The 16,405-nt window shown below is 50.4% G+C and carries 17 protein-coding genes and 2 tRNA genes; 7 read left to right on the top strand and 12 right to left on the bottom strand.

The features are described from left to right. The 4 genes from clpX (at position 1) to GF1_RS05915 (ending at position 4,256) form a co-directional block, all read left to right on the top strand. Positions 1-1,272, top strand: coding sequence for an ATP-dependent Clp protease ATP-binding subunit ClpX (gene clpX, locus GF1_RS05900; protein WP_267928710.1), 1,272 nt, complete (start codon positions 1-3; stop codon positions 1,270-1,272). A gap of 345 nt (positions 1,273-1,617) precedes the next feature. Next, positions 1,618-4,005 carry an endopeptidase La gene (lon, locus tag GF1_RS05905; protein WP_267928711.1) on the top strand — a complete coding sequence of 796 codons (2,388 nt, stop codon included), beginning with the start codon at positions 1,618-1,620 and terminating at the stop codon, positions 4,003-4,005. Positions 4,006-4,095: 90 nt separating this feature from the next. Further along, positions 4,096-4,171, top strand: a tRNA-Val gene (locus tag GF1_RS05910). Positions 4,172-4,179: 8 nt separating this feature from the next. Then, positions 4,180-4,256 (top strand) — tRNA-Asp (locus tag GF1_RS05915). 724 nt (positions 4,257-4,980) lie between these two features. On the opposite strand, the gene GF1_RS05920 is transcribed toward GF1_RS05915, so the two are convergent. The 11 genes from GF1_RS05920 to GF1_RS05970 all read right to left on the bottom strand — a co-directional run bounded on the left by GF1_RS05920 (position 4,981) and on the right by GF1_RS05970 (position 13,645). Continuing rightward, a complete protein-coding gene (locus tag GF1_RS05920) occupies positions 4,981-5,991 on the bottom strand; it encodes a tyrosine-type recombinase/integrase (protein WP_267928712.1) in 1,011 nt (336 codons plus the stop codon). A 153-nt stretch (positions 5,992-6,144) separates the two neighbouring features. Beyond that, positions 6,145-7,461, bottom strand: a complete 1,317-nt coding sequence (locus GF1_RS05925; RefSeq protein WP_267928713.1) for a hypothetical protein — start codon at positions 7,459-7,461, stop codon at positions 6,145-6,147. Between the two features lie 305 nt (positions 7,462-7,766). Then, positions 7,767-9,398 (bottom strand): secretin GspD/PilQ domain-containing protein, encoded by a 1,632-nt coding sequence (locus tag GF1_RS05930; protein ID WP_267928714.1) that lies wholly within the window; start codon positions 9,396-9,398, stop codon positions 7,767-7,769. Continuing rightward, positions 9,388-10,287, bottom strand: a complete 900-nt coding sequence (locus tag GF1_RS05935) for a zonular occludens toxin domain-containing protein (protein WP_267928715.1) — start codon at positions 10,285-10,287, stop codon at positions 9,388-9,390. Before GF1_RS05935 ends, GF1_RS05930 begins: the two co-directional genes overlap by 11 nt. Position 10,288: 1 nt before the next feature. After that, the gene (locus tag GF1_RS05940) at positions 10,289-10,618 is read right to left on the bottom strand and encodes a DUF2523 family protein (protein ID WP_267928716.1); all 330 of its coding nucleotides are present in this window, start codon (positions 10,616-10,618) and stop codon (positions 10,289-10,291) included. 8 nt (positions 10,619-10,626) lie between these two features. Next, complete coding sequence (locus GF1_RS05945; protein ID WP_267928717.1) at positions 10,627-12,099, bottom strand: hypothetical protein; 1,473 nt, start codon at positions 12,097-12,099, stop codon at positions 10,627-10,629. Positions 12,100-12,104: 5 nt separating this feature from the next. Further along, positions 12,105-12,239: a hypothetical protein gene (locus tag GF1_RS05950; protein ID WP_267928718.1), complete on the bottom strand. Its 135-nt coding sequence runs from the start codon at positions 12,237-12,239 to the stop codon at positions 12,105-12,107. A gap of 256 nt (positions 12,240-12,495) precedes the next feature. After that, on the bottom strand, positions 12,496-12,843 hold the full coding sequence (locus tag GF1_RS05955) for a hypothetical protein (protein WP_267928719.1): 348 nt from the start codon (positions 12,841-12,843) through the stop codon (positions 12,496-12,498). Positions 12,844-12,930: 87 nt separating this feature from the next. Then, positions 12,931-13,068, bottom strand: a complete 138-nt coding sequence (locus GF1_RS05960) for a hypothetical protein (protein ID WP_267928720.1) — start codon at positions 13,066-13,068, stop codon at positions 12,931-12,933. Positions 13,069-13,107: 39 nt separating this feature from the next. After that, positions 13,108-13,245, bottom strand: a complete 138-nt coding sequence (locus GF1_RS05965) for a hypothetical protein (RefSeq protein ID WP_267928721.1) — start codon at positions 13,243-13,245, stop codon at positions 13,108-13,110. Positions 13,246-13,366: 121 nt separating this feature from the next. Beyond that, a complete protein-coding gene (locus GF1_RS05970; protein WP_267928722.1) occupies positions 13,367-13,645 on the bottom strand; it encodes a hypothetical protein in 279 nt (92 codons plus the stop codon). 728 nt (positions 13,646-14,373) lie between these two features. Between GF1_RS05970 and GF1_RS05975 the strand changes: the two genes are divergently transcribed. The 3 genes from GF1_RS05975 (at position 14,374) to GF1_RS16575 (ending at position 16,152) form a co-directional block, all read left to right on the top strand. After that, positions 14,374-14,838 carry a helix-turn-helix domain-containing protein gene (locus tag GF1_RS05975; RefSeq protein ID WP_267928723.1) on the top strand — a complete coding sequence of 155 codons (465 nt, stop codon included), beginning with the start codon at positions 14,374-14,376 and terminating at the stop codon, positions 14,836-14,838. Between the two features lie 14 nt (positions 14,839-14,852). Further along, positions 14,853-15,530 carry a DUF4124 domain-containing protein gene (locus tag GF1_RS05980; RefSeq protein ID WP_267928724.1) on the top strand — a complete coding sequence of 226 codons (678 nt, stop codon included), beginning with the start codon at positions 14,853-14,855 and terminating at the stop codon, positions 15,528-15,530. A 187-nt stretch (positions 15,531-15,717) separates the two neighbouring features. Beyond that, the gene (locus GF1_RS16575; protein ID WP_326491599.1) at positions 15,718-16,152 is read left to right on the top strand and encodes an RNA-binding S4 domain-containing protein; all 435 of its coding nucleotides are present in this window, start codon (positions 15,718-15,720) and stop codon (positions 16,150-16,152) included. Here GF1_RS16575 and GF1_RS05990 read toward each other — a convergent pair. After that, entirely contained in the window at positions 16,127-16,336 is a 210-nt protein-coding gene (locus GF1_RS05990) for a hypothetical protein (protein WP_267928725.1), read from the bottom strand. The genes GF1_RS16575 and GF1_RS05990 overlap by 26 nt on opposite strands. Positions 16,337-16,405 lie beyond the last annotated feature (69 nt).

Genomic DNA, 16,405 nt, shown 5'->3' on the forward strand with positions numbered 1-16,405 from the left:
ATGAGTGACGAGTTTGTTGACGGGCATGGAATAGCATGCTCCTGCTCGTTCTGCGGGAAAAGCCAGGACGAGGTAGGCAAGCTCATTGCCGGTCCCAATGTCTACATCTGTGATGAATGCATCGAGCTCTGTAACGAAATCGTCCGTGATGCCACCGATGATGAGGACCAGGGTGGCGAAGCGGCTGCCAGGGTTCTCAAACCAAAGGAGATCAAGGCCTATCTCGATGAGTACGTGATCGGCCAGGAGTACGCCAAGCGGGTCCTGTCGGTGGCGGTCCACAATCATTACAAGCGCATCGAGTCCCGGGTGGGCCTGCAGGAGGGTGATGTCGAACTGCAGAAATCCAATATCATCCTCATCGGCCCCACGGGCAGCGGCAAGACTCTCATGGCCCAGACCCTGGCCAGAATCCTCAATGTTCCCTTTACCATAGCGGATGCCACCACCCTGACCGAAGCCGGTTACGTGGGTGATGACGTGGAAAATATCCTGGTCAATCTGCTTCAGGCGGCGGATTATGATATTGACCGGGCGGAACGAGGTATTATCTATATAGACGAGATAGACAAGATTGCCCGTAAATCGGATTCCCCGTCTCTCACCCGGGACGTCTCGGGTGAAGGTGTACAGCAGGCACTGCTCAAAATTATTGAGGGTACTGTTGCCTCTGTTCCGCCCAAGGGTGGACGGAAGCATCCCCAGCAGGAACTGGTGCGGATAGACACTTCCAATATCCTGTTTATCTGTGGTGGCGCCTTTGTCGGCCTGGATACGGTGATCAAGAAACGGACCGGGACCAAGGCCATCGGCTTTGGGGCCAAGGTGGTCAGTGAAGGCAAGAAAACCATTGGCGAGGTGCTTGCCGGGATCCAGCCCGAAGACCTGCTCAAGTTTGGTCTGATTCCTGAACTGGTCGGCCGGCTGCCGGTCATTGCCACCATGGAGGAGCTTGAGGAAGAGGATCTGATCCGGATACTCAAGGAACCGCGGAATGCGCTGACCAAGCAGTATCAAAAGCTTTTCGCCTTTGAAAACATCAAGCTCCGATTCACCGAGGGAGCGCTCAAGGCCATCGCCAGAAAGGCTCTGGATCGCAAGTCCGGTGCCCGTGGCCTGCGTTCGGTCATGGAAGAGGCCATGCTTGAGATCATGTATGAGCTGCCCTCAGAGGAAGGAGTTGCCGAGTGCGTGATCAACGAACAGGTCATCACCAGTGGTGAATATCCTGTTGTTCTCTACGACTCTCAGGAAACAAAAAAGAGTGCGTGATACTCTGATTCAAGTCAAGTAGCTGCTGGCTCTGTGCCACGTTCCTGCCTTCCCCTCAGCAAAGAGAAAACAGTAATCAAGACGGCCGGTGGCACGCTGCCGGCCGCCCGGTCCCGGGGATGAAGACCAAGGGTGTCCCCGGCCTCTGGCCTTGCAGGTCAGGCAGAGCCCGGCATGTCCAGGCTGCGGTGACCCTGATCTCCATCTGGATAACCTGTCCGGGGCCTCCTGCTGGGTGTATACCCGGAGTCTCCCTTCGGTCGCTTACCTGCGCGGGAGGCTGATCAATATCTTGAAACTGAACCCTAATTTTTTAAAATTTCCTATATGAGAGAGACAATACGCATGCCCTATCCCCTGATGCCCCTCCGGGACATTGTTATCTTTCCCGGAATGGTGGCTCCTCTTGTGGTTGGACGTAAAAAGTCCATCCAGGCATTGGAAGATGCCATGGAGCGCCGGACCCCTGTTTTTCTGGTGACCCAGAAGGATGGCGGGGTCGACGATCCCCGACAGGAACATCTCTACACCGTCGGCACCCTGGCCTCGGTCATGCAGCTGCTGCGCTTGCCCGACGGTACCATCAAGGCGCTGGTGGAAGGCAAGCAGCGGGCCCGGATCGTCGACTTTGAAGAAACCGGTGACTTCTATTCGGTCCAGGTGGTGGAAATCCCGGATCAGGATGGCGACAGTTCGGAGGTCATTGCCTATGCGCGCGAACTGCGGCGTTCTTTTGAGCAGTATACCCAGGTGAACCGCAAGATCCCCAAGGAAGTCCTCAGCTCGGTCAACAACATTGAGGATCCTTCCCGCCTGGTGGATACCGTTGCCTCGCATCTGCCGCTGAAAACCGAGGAAAAGCAGGCTTTCCTCGAGACCGTCTCCCTGCCCGAACGTATCAGCAGGGTTCTTGAGGCCATCTACCGTGAGATGGAGCTGGCCGAGCTGGAGAAGACAATTCACGCCAAGGTCAAGAAGCGGATGGGTACCACCCAGCGCAACTACTACCTGGGCGAGAAGATCCGCGCTATCCAGGAGGAGATGGGCCAGGGGGATGTGGCCGATGACCTGGCGGAGCTGGAGCAGGCCATAGCCGAGAAGGACCTGCCCGAGGCCGTGCGCGAGAAGGCGACCAAGGAGCTTAAAAAGCTCAAGCAGATGCCGCCCATGTCCGCCGAAACCACGGTGGTGCGCAATTACATCGATACCATCCTCAGCCTGCCCTGGTCCGAGAAGAGCAAGTCAGAGATCGATATTGTCCAGGCCGAAAAGATTCTTGATGAGGATCATTACGGGCTCAGTAAGCCCAAGGAGCGGATTCTCGAGTATCTGGCGGTACAGGCCCAGGTCAAAAAGATAAAGGGCCCGGTCATCTGTCTGGTAGGCCCCCCGGGAGTGGGCAAAACTTCGGTCTGCAAGTCCATCGCCCGGGCCATGAACCGTAAGTTCATCCGTCTGTCCCTGGGCGGGGTCCGCGATGAGGCCGAGATCCGCGGCCATCGTCGGACCTATATCGGTGCCATGCCCGGCAAGATCATCCACTCCATGCAGAAGGCGGGGGTGGTCAATCCCGTCTTCTGCCTGGACGAGGTGGACAAGATGAGTGTCGATTTCCGGGGCGATCCTTCGGCAGCGCTCCTGGAGGTCCTGGATCCGGAGCAGAACTTTGCCTTCAACGATCATTACCTGGACCTGGATTACGACCTGTCCGAGGTTTTTTTCATCACCACGGCCAACAACCTGCACGGTATCCCCCTGCCGCTGCAGGACCGGATGGAGATCATTCGGCTTTCCGGCTATACCGAGGAGGAAAAACGCAATATCGCCCTGGGGTACCTGATCCCCAAACAGCTGGAGGCCAATGGCTTCAAGCCGGGCGACATCCAGTTCAGCGATAATGCGATCCTCGAGATCATCCGTCGCTACACAAGAGAGGCCGGGGTTCGGAACCTGGAGCGGACCATTGCCGCCATCTGCCGCAAGGTGGCGCGCGACCGGCTCAAGAAAAAGACCCTGGACAAGACCTACCGTATTTCCAGACAGTCGGTGATCCGCTATCTCGGGGTGCCCAGGTATCGCTACGGCCTTGCCGAGGAGCATCATGAAATCGGTCTGGCCACCGGTATGGCCTGGACCGAGGTTGGCGGCGAGCTGCTGCAGATCGAGGCCACCCTGATGCCCGGTTCCGGCAAGCTCACCGTCACGGGCAAGCTGGGTGATGTGATGCAGGAGTCGGTGCAGGCGGCCATGTCCTATGTCCGTTCCCGGGCCATGCGGCTCGGTCTGGAACCGGATTTCTACCAGAAGATAGATATCCATGTCCACGTGCCCGAGGGCGCCATTCCCAAGGACGGGCCATCGGCCGGTATCACCATTGCCACCTCCATTGTCTCGGCCCTGCTGAAGCTTCCGGTGAACCGGCAGCTGGCCATGACCGGGGAGATCACCCTCCGGGGTCGGGTCCTGCCCATCGGCGGCCTGACCGAGAAGCTGCTGGCTGCCCGGCGGGGTAATATCACCCATGTGCTGATTCCAGCGGAAAACGAGCGGGATCTCAAAGAAGTGCCCCAGAAGATCCGTAACAGCCTGACCATCGAACTGGTATCACACGTCGACGAGGTGCTCCAGAAGGCCCTTATCCTCAAGGAGGGAGAGGAACTGTTTCAGGACGTATCTCTGGAATCGATCTATAATGACTTCACGGTGTCAGCCCATAACACCCCTGCCCAGTGAGGTGGAATAAATAATTGGCAGGAGTTGACCCGGGGGCGCTTTTTTCCTTGACGGACAGCCCCTATCCTGATAAATACACCACATCATTTGGGGCGGATAGCTCAGTTGGGAGAGCACCGGCCTTACAAGCCGGGGGTCACAGGTTCGAGCCCTGTTCCGCCCACCAAATATACTGGGGTCGTAGTTCAGTTGGTTAGAATGCCGGCCTGTCACGCCGGAGGTCGCGAGTTCGAGTCTCGTCGGCCCCGCCAGTATAATCAGGGACTTAGCCAATTTGGTTAAGTCCCTTTTCTTTTTCTGGTGGGCCTTCAAGTGGGCCTTTTTCCGGAAACCAGAGTCAACATCGGTTGCCTGACGTGCTCAACCCGAATCGAGCCAATGTCCCAAGAACGCTGATACCTGTCCGGATCCACGTGACGATCACGCCACGCCTGGACAGCAGATCGACGTGAACGGAATACATGCGCCTGAGCCCTATCTTCCGTACAACCCCATCCATTATCAGTGAAACGAAAATACATTGTCCTGGGCGGTTCATGTCCACTAGACCAGCAAAGCAAATATCCATTCTTCATAACTGGACCTTATTCCAAAACTTCCAGAGCTGACCGGACACGTTTTTCAGGAACCCCTGCCGTTGCAAGTTAAACAAGCCTCTTCCACACCATCAATATTGGTACAGATACCAGTACCGCCGCAACACAAACAATTTCCATCGGTACCAACCATCCCGATCTCCAATTCCGGCTTTTTCTTTCGTCCTGATCGCTTATCCCCAGCCGCACAATACACATACTCATCCGTTGCCCCTTTGTGCGACTCGCAGCCATGACATGCGAAAGATCCGACTTTTACCGGCCGGCCAGGGCCGCGCGCATGATACGGGAACGGGCAGTCACGAGTCAGAACCATCCACTGCACCCATGGTTGCGACTCAGGCTTATATCCCTCAATCTTTAATTTCACCGTTAAACCTCATTCCAAAACTTCCAGAGCTGACCGGACACTGGCCAGCCGGTGAATGTATCGTTCCGTGGTGGTCAGTTTCTTGTGACGCAGAATGGTTTGAATATCGATCAGAGAGACATCATTCTTGACCAGGATGGACGCCGTAAGGTGACGGATCGCATGGAGGCCGAAAGGCTTGACATTGGCCAGCCGGCAGAGACGAGGCATCCATTTCTGACGGGCAATGTATGGAATGCCTGTATCCGGATTGGGAAAAACCCATTCAGATAATCCGGATCCGGAGCTGGATAAATGGTTATCCAGTTCCGCAGACAAACGCCTGGTCATGGGAATCCAGTCATATTCCAGGGAACCATCCCGGCGCTTGCGGGTATAAAGCCTGATCTGCTGGTGTTTGAAATCCACATCCTCCCAACGGAGATAGAAAATTTCGTTTCGTCTGGCGGCAAGGTGCAGGAAACAAAGAAGCATTAGGCGATCCTGTTCCGATTCCGCAACATCATAGACTTTCCAGAAATCAGACTCCGGAGGAACATACCTGGGAGACCTGGTTTCCGGGAAACGATCCACCATAAATGGGTTGGTGGAAGGGAAGCCGGGTATATATTTCTGTGCCCAGTTCCAGGCAGCTATCAGGTTTTTGCGATCCTTGTTCGCCGCATTTCCGGAACGCTGCTGGGCCTGCTGTTGAAGATGAAAAAGAACCGCCCCCTGGTGGAGTTCCCCAGCTGGTAACTGAGGATCAACTGAGGAGAATAGGAGACGAAACGCCAGTTTCTTCTCATGGTACGTTTTTGAAGCATGTTTTGACCTGGAGTAATCAAGGTACCGGGTAGCAAACTCAAGCAACGAGACCGTGGGGATCCTCGAAGTTGCTTCGGTTACTTGCAACTGTTCTCGTTTTTTGACTTCCCATTTTTTCGCGTCGGTTTTGCTTTGGTGATACGATCGATATTTCCGTTGCTTGTACTTTATCTGGGCGATCCACACCTTTTTCTGTTTGTCGAAGTACGGCATCAATTAACCTGTTTTCAAAAAACCTGTATGCCCGGCCAATACGAATACCGCCGAGAAGTTTATAATTTCGATAGACTGTCGAAATATCGCATCGAAGATATTCAGCTACTTCCATGGCAGACAGTGAGCGACCGAGATGTTTTTCCAGCAATGTCATGACTGGCCACCGATGAGATAGGCAGATTGAGGACCATGGACCTCGCCAAAGCCGTGTGGCCAGCATTCCAGAACCTTCTGGTTGTATTTGGCAATAAGCACAGATTGACCACGTTTATCTGTTTCGTGAGATTTAATGCGACACCAAGTATCAATGACAGCTTGCAAGTGGGTGGTAATATGATCGATGGTTGGCTTGCATCGATCGATGGCAGCGATATTGAGAGCACAGCCGACCATCATATCAATGAGCTGGTGCTGATCCTTCTGGGGGAGAGGTTGCTTACGGACAACAGGGCGGTACGATAACCAATCGACAGACTGAATAACCTGCCACCAGGGATGGATCACAGCGCGATCCTGATGGCGGTTTTTCCTGTCAATGGCCACCGCTGAAAATCTCGCCCAATTATCAGAGCAATATTCCCAGATACCACCAATCTTCTCCTGAAGGTTATACAGATCACTAACGCCAAGCTGACGAAGAACCGGACGCCGCAACTGAAATTCAACCCGGGTAACCGGAACATCATTGTATTGATCCTGGCCCCACACCGATGCAAAGACAGACTGTTTTGCACCATGGGAACGCAGCTCATGGGTCTTGTCGTAAACACGGAGAGCAATATCACCTTCACCCACGGAAAGGCCGGTTTCCGAGGCATAGCCAACCTGATCATAGGGAGAATCACTTATTCCAAGGGGACCCTCGGACTGATCGAGACCGACACCAGTAAACTTCACCCGGTCTGCAAATGACCGGAACTTGTTCGCCCTGGTGATCCAGCGAGAATAATCATGTAAACCAAGCTCCTCGATCTCCAGGCCAATACAGTCAACACAGAGATGCACTTCGGACAGACCGACCTTGCGAATCTTGCCACCGAAGAGAAACACCAAGTCGTTCACGTGTTCGATGACAGCCTGATATCCAGGAGACCAGCAGGACATGGAGCCTATATCGACCCAGATATTAGGAGTGGACATATAATCTTCGCGGACAGAAACGAATATATGGACATCAGCACGAGACAGGTGGAAGGCGAAGCCGCCGCGGCGGCCTGTAGAGTGAATGATGTACTCATGGTCCTGGCGTCCCTCAAAGGTAATGGGGACAGGTGAATGGACCTGTTGCGCTTTATTTTTTCCCTCGCCAAGGACATCGAAAAAAGTTTCATCGGAAAATTCGACGTGAAGGCCATACTTGAGCCTGTCGAGACCTTTGGCGAGTTGACCCCCCCATGTTATTCCAGCTTGGGACAACGCATCTAATTTCCCTTTGACATCTCCAGTGAACGATTTTACCTTGTCCATTGTATCACCTCATGTGGTACGTGCCCTGGTCATGCTGGTCCGCCAAGAACACAAACATGACCAGGGCTTTTGCAATTTAGAACAGTCCAAAAAACCGTCTGAAGCCGATCACTCCCGGAATGACCCTCTGACTTCCAGAACAATCACAAGCGCCGGTCGTGTGCCGAGCACGAACGGTAATTCACCGCTGAATTCCTCACAGATAAACTGATCAGAAGGGCATTTCATGGAATGTACGGAGGGAATGCACGGAATTACCGTCCGTACTCCGGCCCGAAGTAAACAAGCCATTCTCCACCTCATTTTCAGATTGTTTTTCCAACAACATTGACACGCAGGGACACGACCAGGTGACGGGTTTCCACCTGGTCAACGTCATAACTGAAAAGTCGACCGATAAGAGGCAGTTCCCCCAGGAAAGGGATATAATCGGTCGCATGGCCTTGTTCTTCGGTCCTGAGGCCACCAAGGAAAATGGTGTCGCCGTTGCCGACGAGGACAGTGGATGAAATTTGCTTTTTATCGATCACGATATCAATGGCATCCTGACTGAGCTCGGAATCATCGGTGACGTGGGACAGCTCCTGATAGACTTCGAGGAGGATGAAGTCACCGCCAGGATCTATTGAAGGAGTGATACGGAAAGACAAGCCAATGTCCTGACGTTTTATAGAAGTACCGGTTTCCTGCCCATCGTTCTTATCGAAATTAGCCCGTTCGAGGAACGGAACATTCTGGCCTACATGGATAGTGGCTGTCTGGCCATTCAGAACGGTGAGGACAGGAGAAGAGAGAATTTCACCATGAGCACGACCTTCCTTGGCAGCAACATCCAAGCCGAGGGTCTGGTTGAAATAATCAAGCAAAAGACCGGTGTTACGGGTAAGCAGGGACTCAACAATGTTATCATTGACAGCGGCACGAAGGCTGGAAGAATCATAAGACAGGCGCAATCCCAGTTCCCTGAACTCCCTGTCGGTGAGATAGGCTATCACAGCTTCAACTTTCACCTGGATACCAGTACCGTCAATGTGTGACAAGGTAACGGAGGCCTTATCAACGAGATCTGGGGAGCCGGAAATGAGCAGCCGGCCGGTGGCCACCTTACGGATCTCCAGGTCTGGGTATAGGCCGGAAAGAACATCAACCGCCTGGTCAATACCGATGGTATGGACCCAAGCCACCTGGTCAACCCAGTCCTTTTGGGGCTTATCTATGGCCGCAAGGACCGCACGAGCAAGAAACTGTTGATGATCGTTGCCATAAACAAGAATGGATCTGTTCCAGTAGTCAGGAAACACAGATTTTTTTTCGAAGATGGCAAGGTCTGTAAGAGCTTTGAGAGCGGAACGGACAGAGATGTGTTGCAGGCGTATGGATAAAATATTATCCGTCGGAGCCTGGTCGATACGGGGAAGGAGCGAAAGGAATTCTTTCACCACCTCAGGACTGCCGGAAAAAGCCACGCAATTATTGTCCTCGAAGAAGGTAAGAGCCAGTCGGGTACCATAGAGGGACTCGACAGAATCCTTGACAGACTCGGCGGTGGCATAGCGGAGCTGGTACACAGCTGACACCCCATAGGATCCGGATGACAGGGTGGAGTCGGGCTTTACACTGAACAGTCGTAATTTTTTATCGAGTGGCTGAACAGTAAAGCCATAGACCGAAACAGCACGAATAAAGGCTGACAGTAAGTCGTCCTTGTAGATACGCTGCTGAGACCAGGTAATGAGGGTATTACCAGGGTCAGTATAGACAAATCCCAGACCCGTAGTTCGGGCGACGAGAAAGACCAACTCGGATAACGCCACGTTCTCAAAATCGACATCAATATAATTATCCGGAACAATTCGCCCTGATGGATCGGCGGAAATTGCAGGGCTCCAGGCAAAAATCAAAAAAATCACAGAAAAAAGAAAAACTCTATTGAACATTCTGCTCACCCTGCACTGATAAACGATTGGTAAACAAGACACGGCCGCCGGCGGTGGTCTGCCGGGAAATACTGGGACTATGGTCGGCAATGGCCTGGTCTGTATCAGAAGGTGTGCCGAGACCGGCAACCTGCGTTTTTGCCTTGTCCAGGCTGGATAGAGCCTTGCCGGATCCGAAAAGGTCACCGGTACCCAGGGAAGACTTGAAAAAGACCATATAGATAGTGAAAGCAAAGACGAGAGGAATAGCGAAGAAAACTGGATGCTTGAGCACGTTAACGTGCTTCATGATGCCGAGTTCTTTCACGTCCTTGCCAGTGTAGGACTTATAGCAGAGGAAAACGCCCTGGTCATAGGTACGTATGTTCTTGGAAAGCGGAGCTGTACGGGTCTCATCTCCGGCGTAGCTGTAGCAGATGTATTTTTTCTGGACAGCGCCACCGAAAAAATTGACCTTGCGGAACACATAGGTCCATTCGACCAGGGCCCTGACCGCGGAATCAATACGCTCGATGTGCTGGGTGATCAGGACGACATCAAAACCATGGTGCCGGTGAGTGGAGGCCCAGGACCCGAAGAGTTTGTTTTTCTCGGTCTGCCATTCCCGAGAGGAAAACACCTTCTGGATCTCATCGAGGACCACAAGGCAACCAGGTTCGATATGATTCCAGAAGTCCTCCAGTTGGTCATGCTCAAGAAATTTAAGATGCCGGGAAAGACCAAAATCCGATAGGCCGCAGACACATTTGATCATCTCCTGACATTGAGGATCATCCATGCCATCGATATTGGTGTACACGACCCGGCCCATGCAGAGGTTATCGAGGATTTTTTTGACAGCCTCGTATGTTTTCCCGGATCCGGGAGTGCCGGCAAAACAGATAATCATCTCACACCCTGGTCAATGCTGCGGGGACAAGATTAAGCAACACCCTCAGCAAAATAGCACTGCTGACAATGGTGATGCACTGGGGCAAAGCAAGCTGGTTGATCAGCCAGATCAATTGAGGTGGCAGGCTGGACCACTCAGCGGCATGAGTAAAGGCAACTGATGAAAAATCCAGAGTTGCAAAAAAAGCCTGAACAACCATCAAGAAGCCATCGTAGATGGTGTAGCCAACAAAACTGATAACGAGAAAAACGGCATCGAGGAGCCAGGAAAGAATAGAAACGAGAAGATCCCAGAATGAATTGATAAAATCTTTGAGCCAGTCAAGCATGAGAGCACCTATCGCTTAAGCGTGACAATGCGGATTCCGATCCAGGAAAACACTATGAGGCAGACAGTACGAAGCACGGCCAGGGCATTGCCCCAATCAGCGAAATTAAAATCATGGGTGCCGTACTGACCGGCTTCGATGGTCATTACGGATTCGCCGCCAGTGGGTATGTTCTGGGAAATTTGCCCAGGCAGTGAAAACAGGCCAGTGGATTTCATCTGATCGATAAAATCATTGGTGCGGGATACAAAATCAAACTCCTGGCCGACATCATAGGGTTGAGGATCTGCAGGGGGTGTGAACTGACCGTCAAAAGCATTTTGCATGGTAGAATGCATGGCATCAACACTGGTACGCACACCATCAATGTTGGTAGCCAGGTCACCAATAGAAGAGGAAACATCGGATAGGCCATCGGAAAGACCGGTGCTGAGACTATCTGAAATCTGAGATCCGAAAGCACCAACACCAGCAGCGATATCATTGAGAGCGCCAATCTGATTATTGCCGATGGTGGCCAGGTCAGCCAGCTGATTGCTGAGAGTGGTATTCTGGTCAACCAGCTGGCGAAGATTGTCACTGTCGGCAACGGAATCACCACCGGCATTGCCGACACTGTCATCAGGATCAGTCAGGCCGGGAACGACCGGAGCGGAAGGGGAATCGACACAGATACACTTGCCATCAGAATACAAATAATCCCTGGGCAAGCAGGCGGCCGCACAAGCAGCAGAGGGCTCGGGTACATCGGGGTCAACCGGTTGCTCTTCAGGGCCAGAGGCACCAGGAGGAAGGGGAGCCAGATTGCCGGATGTCGCAAGAACTTCAGGGGGAAACCCATCAGAATCACCAGGACAAAAACAGCGAGGCTCAGCCATTAAATTTATAAAAAGACCAGAGGAAGCGGACAAGTCCTGATCAGGATCTCGATTCCAGGCATGTGAGCCACCGTCAGAACAGGTATCGGCACCTTTGAATTGATCAAAATAAACAACAGCCAAACCGGCAGCGTCCGAAACAGATCCGCATTCACAGATCTTCTGGGAATCATCGCAACTAGGTGGCGGTGGAGTAGGCGGATCGGTAGTGCGATACCCGCCAAAAAAATGCTTAGTCCATAGCACTTTCCCAGGATCGCAACCACCATCAGTATAAGAGTAGTACTTACAGGTGGTTAAGTCTTCATAAAGGTAAACGCCACCAGTGTAACTATCTGGATAATTGCAAAAAGAGGTAGATGATAATATTTCAGTAATCTTGAAATTGTAATCACTATCGTATAGATCAACAATATCTCCGACTGAAGCAGAAGGCGGCGGAATAACAGCGAAAGAAGGACCAACAAAAATTAAAAATGAGCATAGAATGAAAGAAAAAAACAGAAAATGACGCAACAAGCCAAGAAGAAAGAAAACCACGACTGACAGGATACCGATGACAACTGCACGGATCCTGGTGAAAGATGGAACAGGAGCGGCCATGGTGATCAGACACGACGCAAGATGTTGTTAATCAGGAAACCACAAGCGATGAGGAAAGACAGGCTGACAAAGGGTAAAGCAAGAGAAAAGAAATCGTTGACGAGGGTAGCAACATCAAAATCAGCAGGTAACGTGATCATCAGAACCACCTCATGCGGGTTGCAACAACAAAGGAAATGGCACAGAGAGCGCCAAGGCAAAAGGATACGATGTCTCCGAGCTGGAGGATGAAGACTTGAAGGATCGCGGAAAGCTCATCAGCGGTCATGACAGTCTACCGATACCTCGAATGATAGAAAATATGTAGCTGACAACGAGACCGCAGACCCAGCCGACCATAACAAGACCCAGGCCATAGCCAAATGATTCAAGGTTTAGTTCCATAATTTTTTAAAATTACAAAAATCTTGAGTGATCTTCCAAACGATCAGAGTCCCATTCAATAGAATCTGGGTGAAAATAATCAGGGGATCCGAAAGAAAAATCTCTACTTTTACCAGATAAACCACCGCCACTAACGGCATCAGATAAATGTTTACGATACATTAAAGAATAGTATTGATATTCAAATGAATCTTTAGAGTAGGTATTTCTAATACTGAAAAAGTGTTTTGCCTTTCCGTAATGTCGAGCAGTTTTAAAAGAAGATAATGATGTTGAAAGAGATAAAATAATATAATCGAGACCAGCTAAGATAAAAACGATAACCAACATTCCAGACAAAGCGGTCTTGAGATCTGTCACAAGACCACCTGTAAGCTGGGATGCGAGGTCAAAAAGGAAAGTGTCCATAAGCAAAGAAGGGGAAGTTACCTTCCCCAGAGGCCGAGATTAAAGCCGGAAACGAATGAGCTTGCTGATATTCCGGTAGCCAACGAACAGAAGACCAATACCGATGAACGAGATCATCAGAGCGGAAACATTCGTGGACAAAGTGGAAATATCCACGGCGGCAAACAGAGCATCCATAAGATTCACCTCCCTATGGAAAGATTAATAAAAGACTGATCAATGCATAAATGCCTTGATCAGCACGCCAAGACCGACAACAATCAGAACAAGTGAGAGAATGCCACCAACGGCAACAAGCAGGTCAGCGCGAATGCCATCAAACATGGTTGCTTCAATGAGTGGTGTCCAGGTCATAAAAGTACCTCAGGGTTTTTGGTTGACGGAGATCCCCACAGGATGAGGAACCGGGCCTCGGCCGGCGCCGAATGCCCGGAACCTCAACCTGTGGGAGCCTGGGGCAACCTCTCATGTAAAACTAAGGTTGAGCTTCCCAGAGCTGGATGTTGTAATACATCTGGCCATCCTTGCGGCGGTTACTGGATCGCACGTCACACAGTACTTCAACCAGGGAGCCGTCAGCGCCCAGTGGGGAGCGGGCATTGACGGCAAAACGCTGCGGAAAACTGAATTCATCAGGGGCTGGGACAATAATGTGGTTTGCGAAAAAGGTACCGCGGTCAGACTGGACCTGCTGGTGGCCTTCAAGCTTGCCTTTGATGATCACCTGAAGAGGGTTGCGTTTCTTTTCAGTCATTTCGATTACCTCAATAGTTTATTTGTCGTTTTGTTCCGTAAAAAGAACGTTTTGATCATGCTGGTCCGCCAGGATCAGCTAATAACAGTCGTCATAATCGTCATCTTCAGAATGAGACAAAGAGACATCAGGCATTGGAGTAAAGTCGCGACCCTCAACTGGACGAATGAAGTCAGGGTCAGCAAAGGGACTATCTTCAGGGATTGACCAATCAAGTTCATCAGGCTCAGAGTACGGCATAATAATCACCTTGCTTGAGGAAAAGGATACACACGAACCGAAACGGGACATTTAACCGGGTTGTAACAACGAAAAGTGTACACAGGACGGCCAGAAAGAGGACTGCGAAATTTGTAGAGACGGAGAGGAAGGCCGCAAAAATGACAGATGGGGCCTGAGTCGCGAAAAGTAGTGCTGGCGTTCGTCATCGATTTCATCGTTTTCAGAAAGGTGAAGATTCGTATGGAATAATCTCGCCGGTACCATCGCACTGAGGACAATCATGAGGACCAGGACCGAGATAATAAACGACACCACGACCACCACAGGTCGGACAAGATGAGGGTTCGTGGGGATCAAAACCGTCATCATCACGGGGAAGACCGTCCAAGTCATAGAGGCTGTCTGGTTCGTCGTACATTTGATTTCTGAGATCTGTTTGTGATACGCTGTAAAGTTGTAAAGGAAACAATCACGGTGCATCTTTTTTATGCTTTATATACTATTTATTGAACAAAAAAGATGCAGTCAAGGAAAAATTGCATATAAAAGACAAAATGACATTTGAAAAAATATGGGAACGGATAAAAAACGAAACAAAAATTAATAATTTTACAGAGTTAGCAAGAGTAGCAAAAACGACGCATCAATACGTATCAAGAAAGAAAAAAGCGAACGATTTCCCCATAAAATGGGCCTACCTGGTAGCCAAAAAATATGGCCTGTCCACCGAATGGATCCTGACTGGAAAAGGTCCCAAGAGGCTTGACCAACAAACGACCAGGGAAAGCTATGAAAACGAATTCCTGGAACTGGTGGATGAGTGGCTTACCGAGCTAACCAGGAAAGAACCACGCAGAGCTGAATGGTTTCGATATCAGTTCGAAGACTCATTCCCGGGATTCAAGGAATGGATGAAACGACGTGAGGCCCAAGGGCAGGGGGAAGGTGATACGAATAGAAATGTTGCTTAAAAAGAGATAACAAAATGAAAAACAGCAGCAGAGTTAAAAAAGCATGGATTGTTTTGTTAACTGGATGGGTCATACTATTAGTACCGATACCAGGGACAGGACCAATAGCGATGGTGATAAATCTGGCAGCAACAATACTGTCAATAATAGTGCTGTCGAAAGGAAAAACCGTCGAAGGAATAATGCTGCTAATATGCTGCATTGTGGTTACACCAGTAATATATATGTTAAGCGCAGGAATTTTTATTGCTGGATTAAGCAACTATATAAAGCTTAAACAAAAAGATAATAAAGCGATAACGTTATATAAAAAAGACAGCGCAGAAAACCAGGTTGCGACAAAAAACAAGAAAAATAAGATATACAAATGGACTGATAAAGACGGAAAAACACATTATTCAAATGTACCTGTAGGACCAGATCGAATAAAAGTTATAATGGCGAAATTTAAAGAAGTAGAAAGAATAAGAGCAGAAAAAAAGAAAAAAAATGAAGACAGAACACTTAAATATATTGTTTACTTGAAAGATGGAGGGAAAGTTGAGTGTTCAGGTGTAAACAAAAACGAAAATATTATTATAGCTTATACAAAAACAGGATTAATAACAAATATAGATGAATCAAAAATAGACAAAATAATAAAATACCAGATTATTGACAATAAAGTAGAGACGTCAACATGGAAAAAGTAAATATAATCGATAAAAGGTGGGCCGGTCGGTGGGCCTTTACCCAGCAAAACAGCCCATAATGAACAAACCAACAAAAAAAGAATCCTGTAATATCAATATATTAAAAATGAAAAACCGGCCTGTCACGCCGGAGGTCGCGAGTTCGAGTCTCGTCGGCCCCGCCAGTATATCCAGGGACTCAGTCAGTATGGCTGAGTCCCTTTTTTCGTTTTGCGGGCCGGAGGCCGTCTGGCCGGTTCCTTTTCTGCTCTGCCGCCGCTTCAGCCGACCGGGGATAGCTGCTGCGGCCGCGGTGCGCCGCATGGTGCTGGTCAGGGGCCGTTCCCTGGATTTTTATTTTTTTCTTTCAGGATGGTTGTCCGTAAATAGCCGATACAGAGGAGCTGCTGTGGAGAAGTGCGAACAGATGGAGATCCGCGAAGGATATATTGAGCTCTACAAAATCCTCAAGCTGCAGAACCTGGTGGCCAGCGGCGGAGAGGCGAAATATGTGATCTCCGAGGGCATGGTTCTGGTCAATGGCAGCGTGGAAACCCGCAAACGCAAAAAGATTGTCCCCGGCGACCGGGTGGAGTTCGCCGGGCACCTCATCATGGTTACTCCTGGTTGGTCTGCGACTTGATCCATCCCAGGCGGATGTAGTACTGTTGGCCTGCGTCTTCCCACTGATCACAGCTGGTCTGGGCCTCGACCGCAGGCCGCTCGGCCTCACGGTTTCCTGTTTTTTTCACTGTTACCAGGCAAAAGCCACTGGTAGTATCCTTGACCTTGTAGAATTTACAGCTCAGGCATGTGACGGCGACCATATTTTGTACCTCTGATTGTCTGTGGCAGATATTTTGTATTTTTTTCTCTCTACGGGTCCGGGTCCGGAA

Origin of the sequence: Desulfolithobacter dissulfuricans (assembly GCF_025998535.1) — a bacterium.
In the GTDB taxonomy this organism is placed as follows: domain Bacteria; phylum Desulfobacterota; class Desulfobulbia; order Desulfobulbales; family Desulfobulbaceae; genus Desulfolithobacter; species Desulfolithobacter dissulfuricans.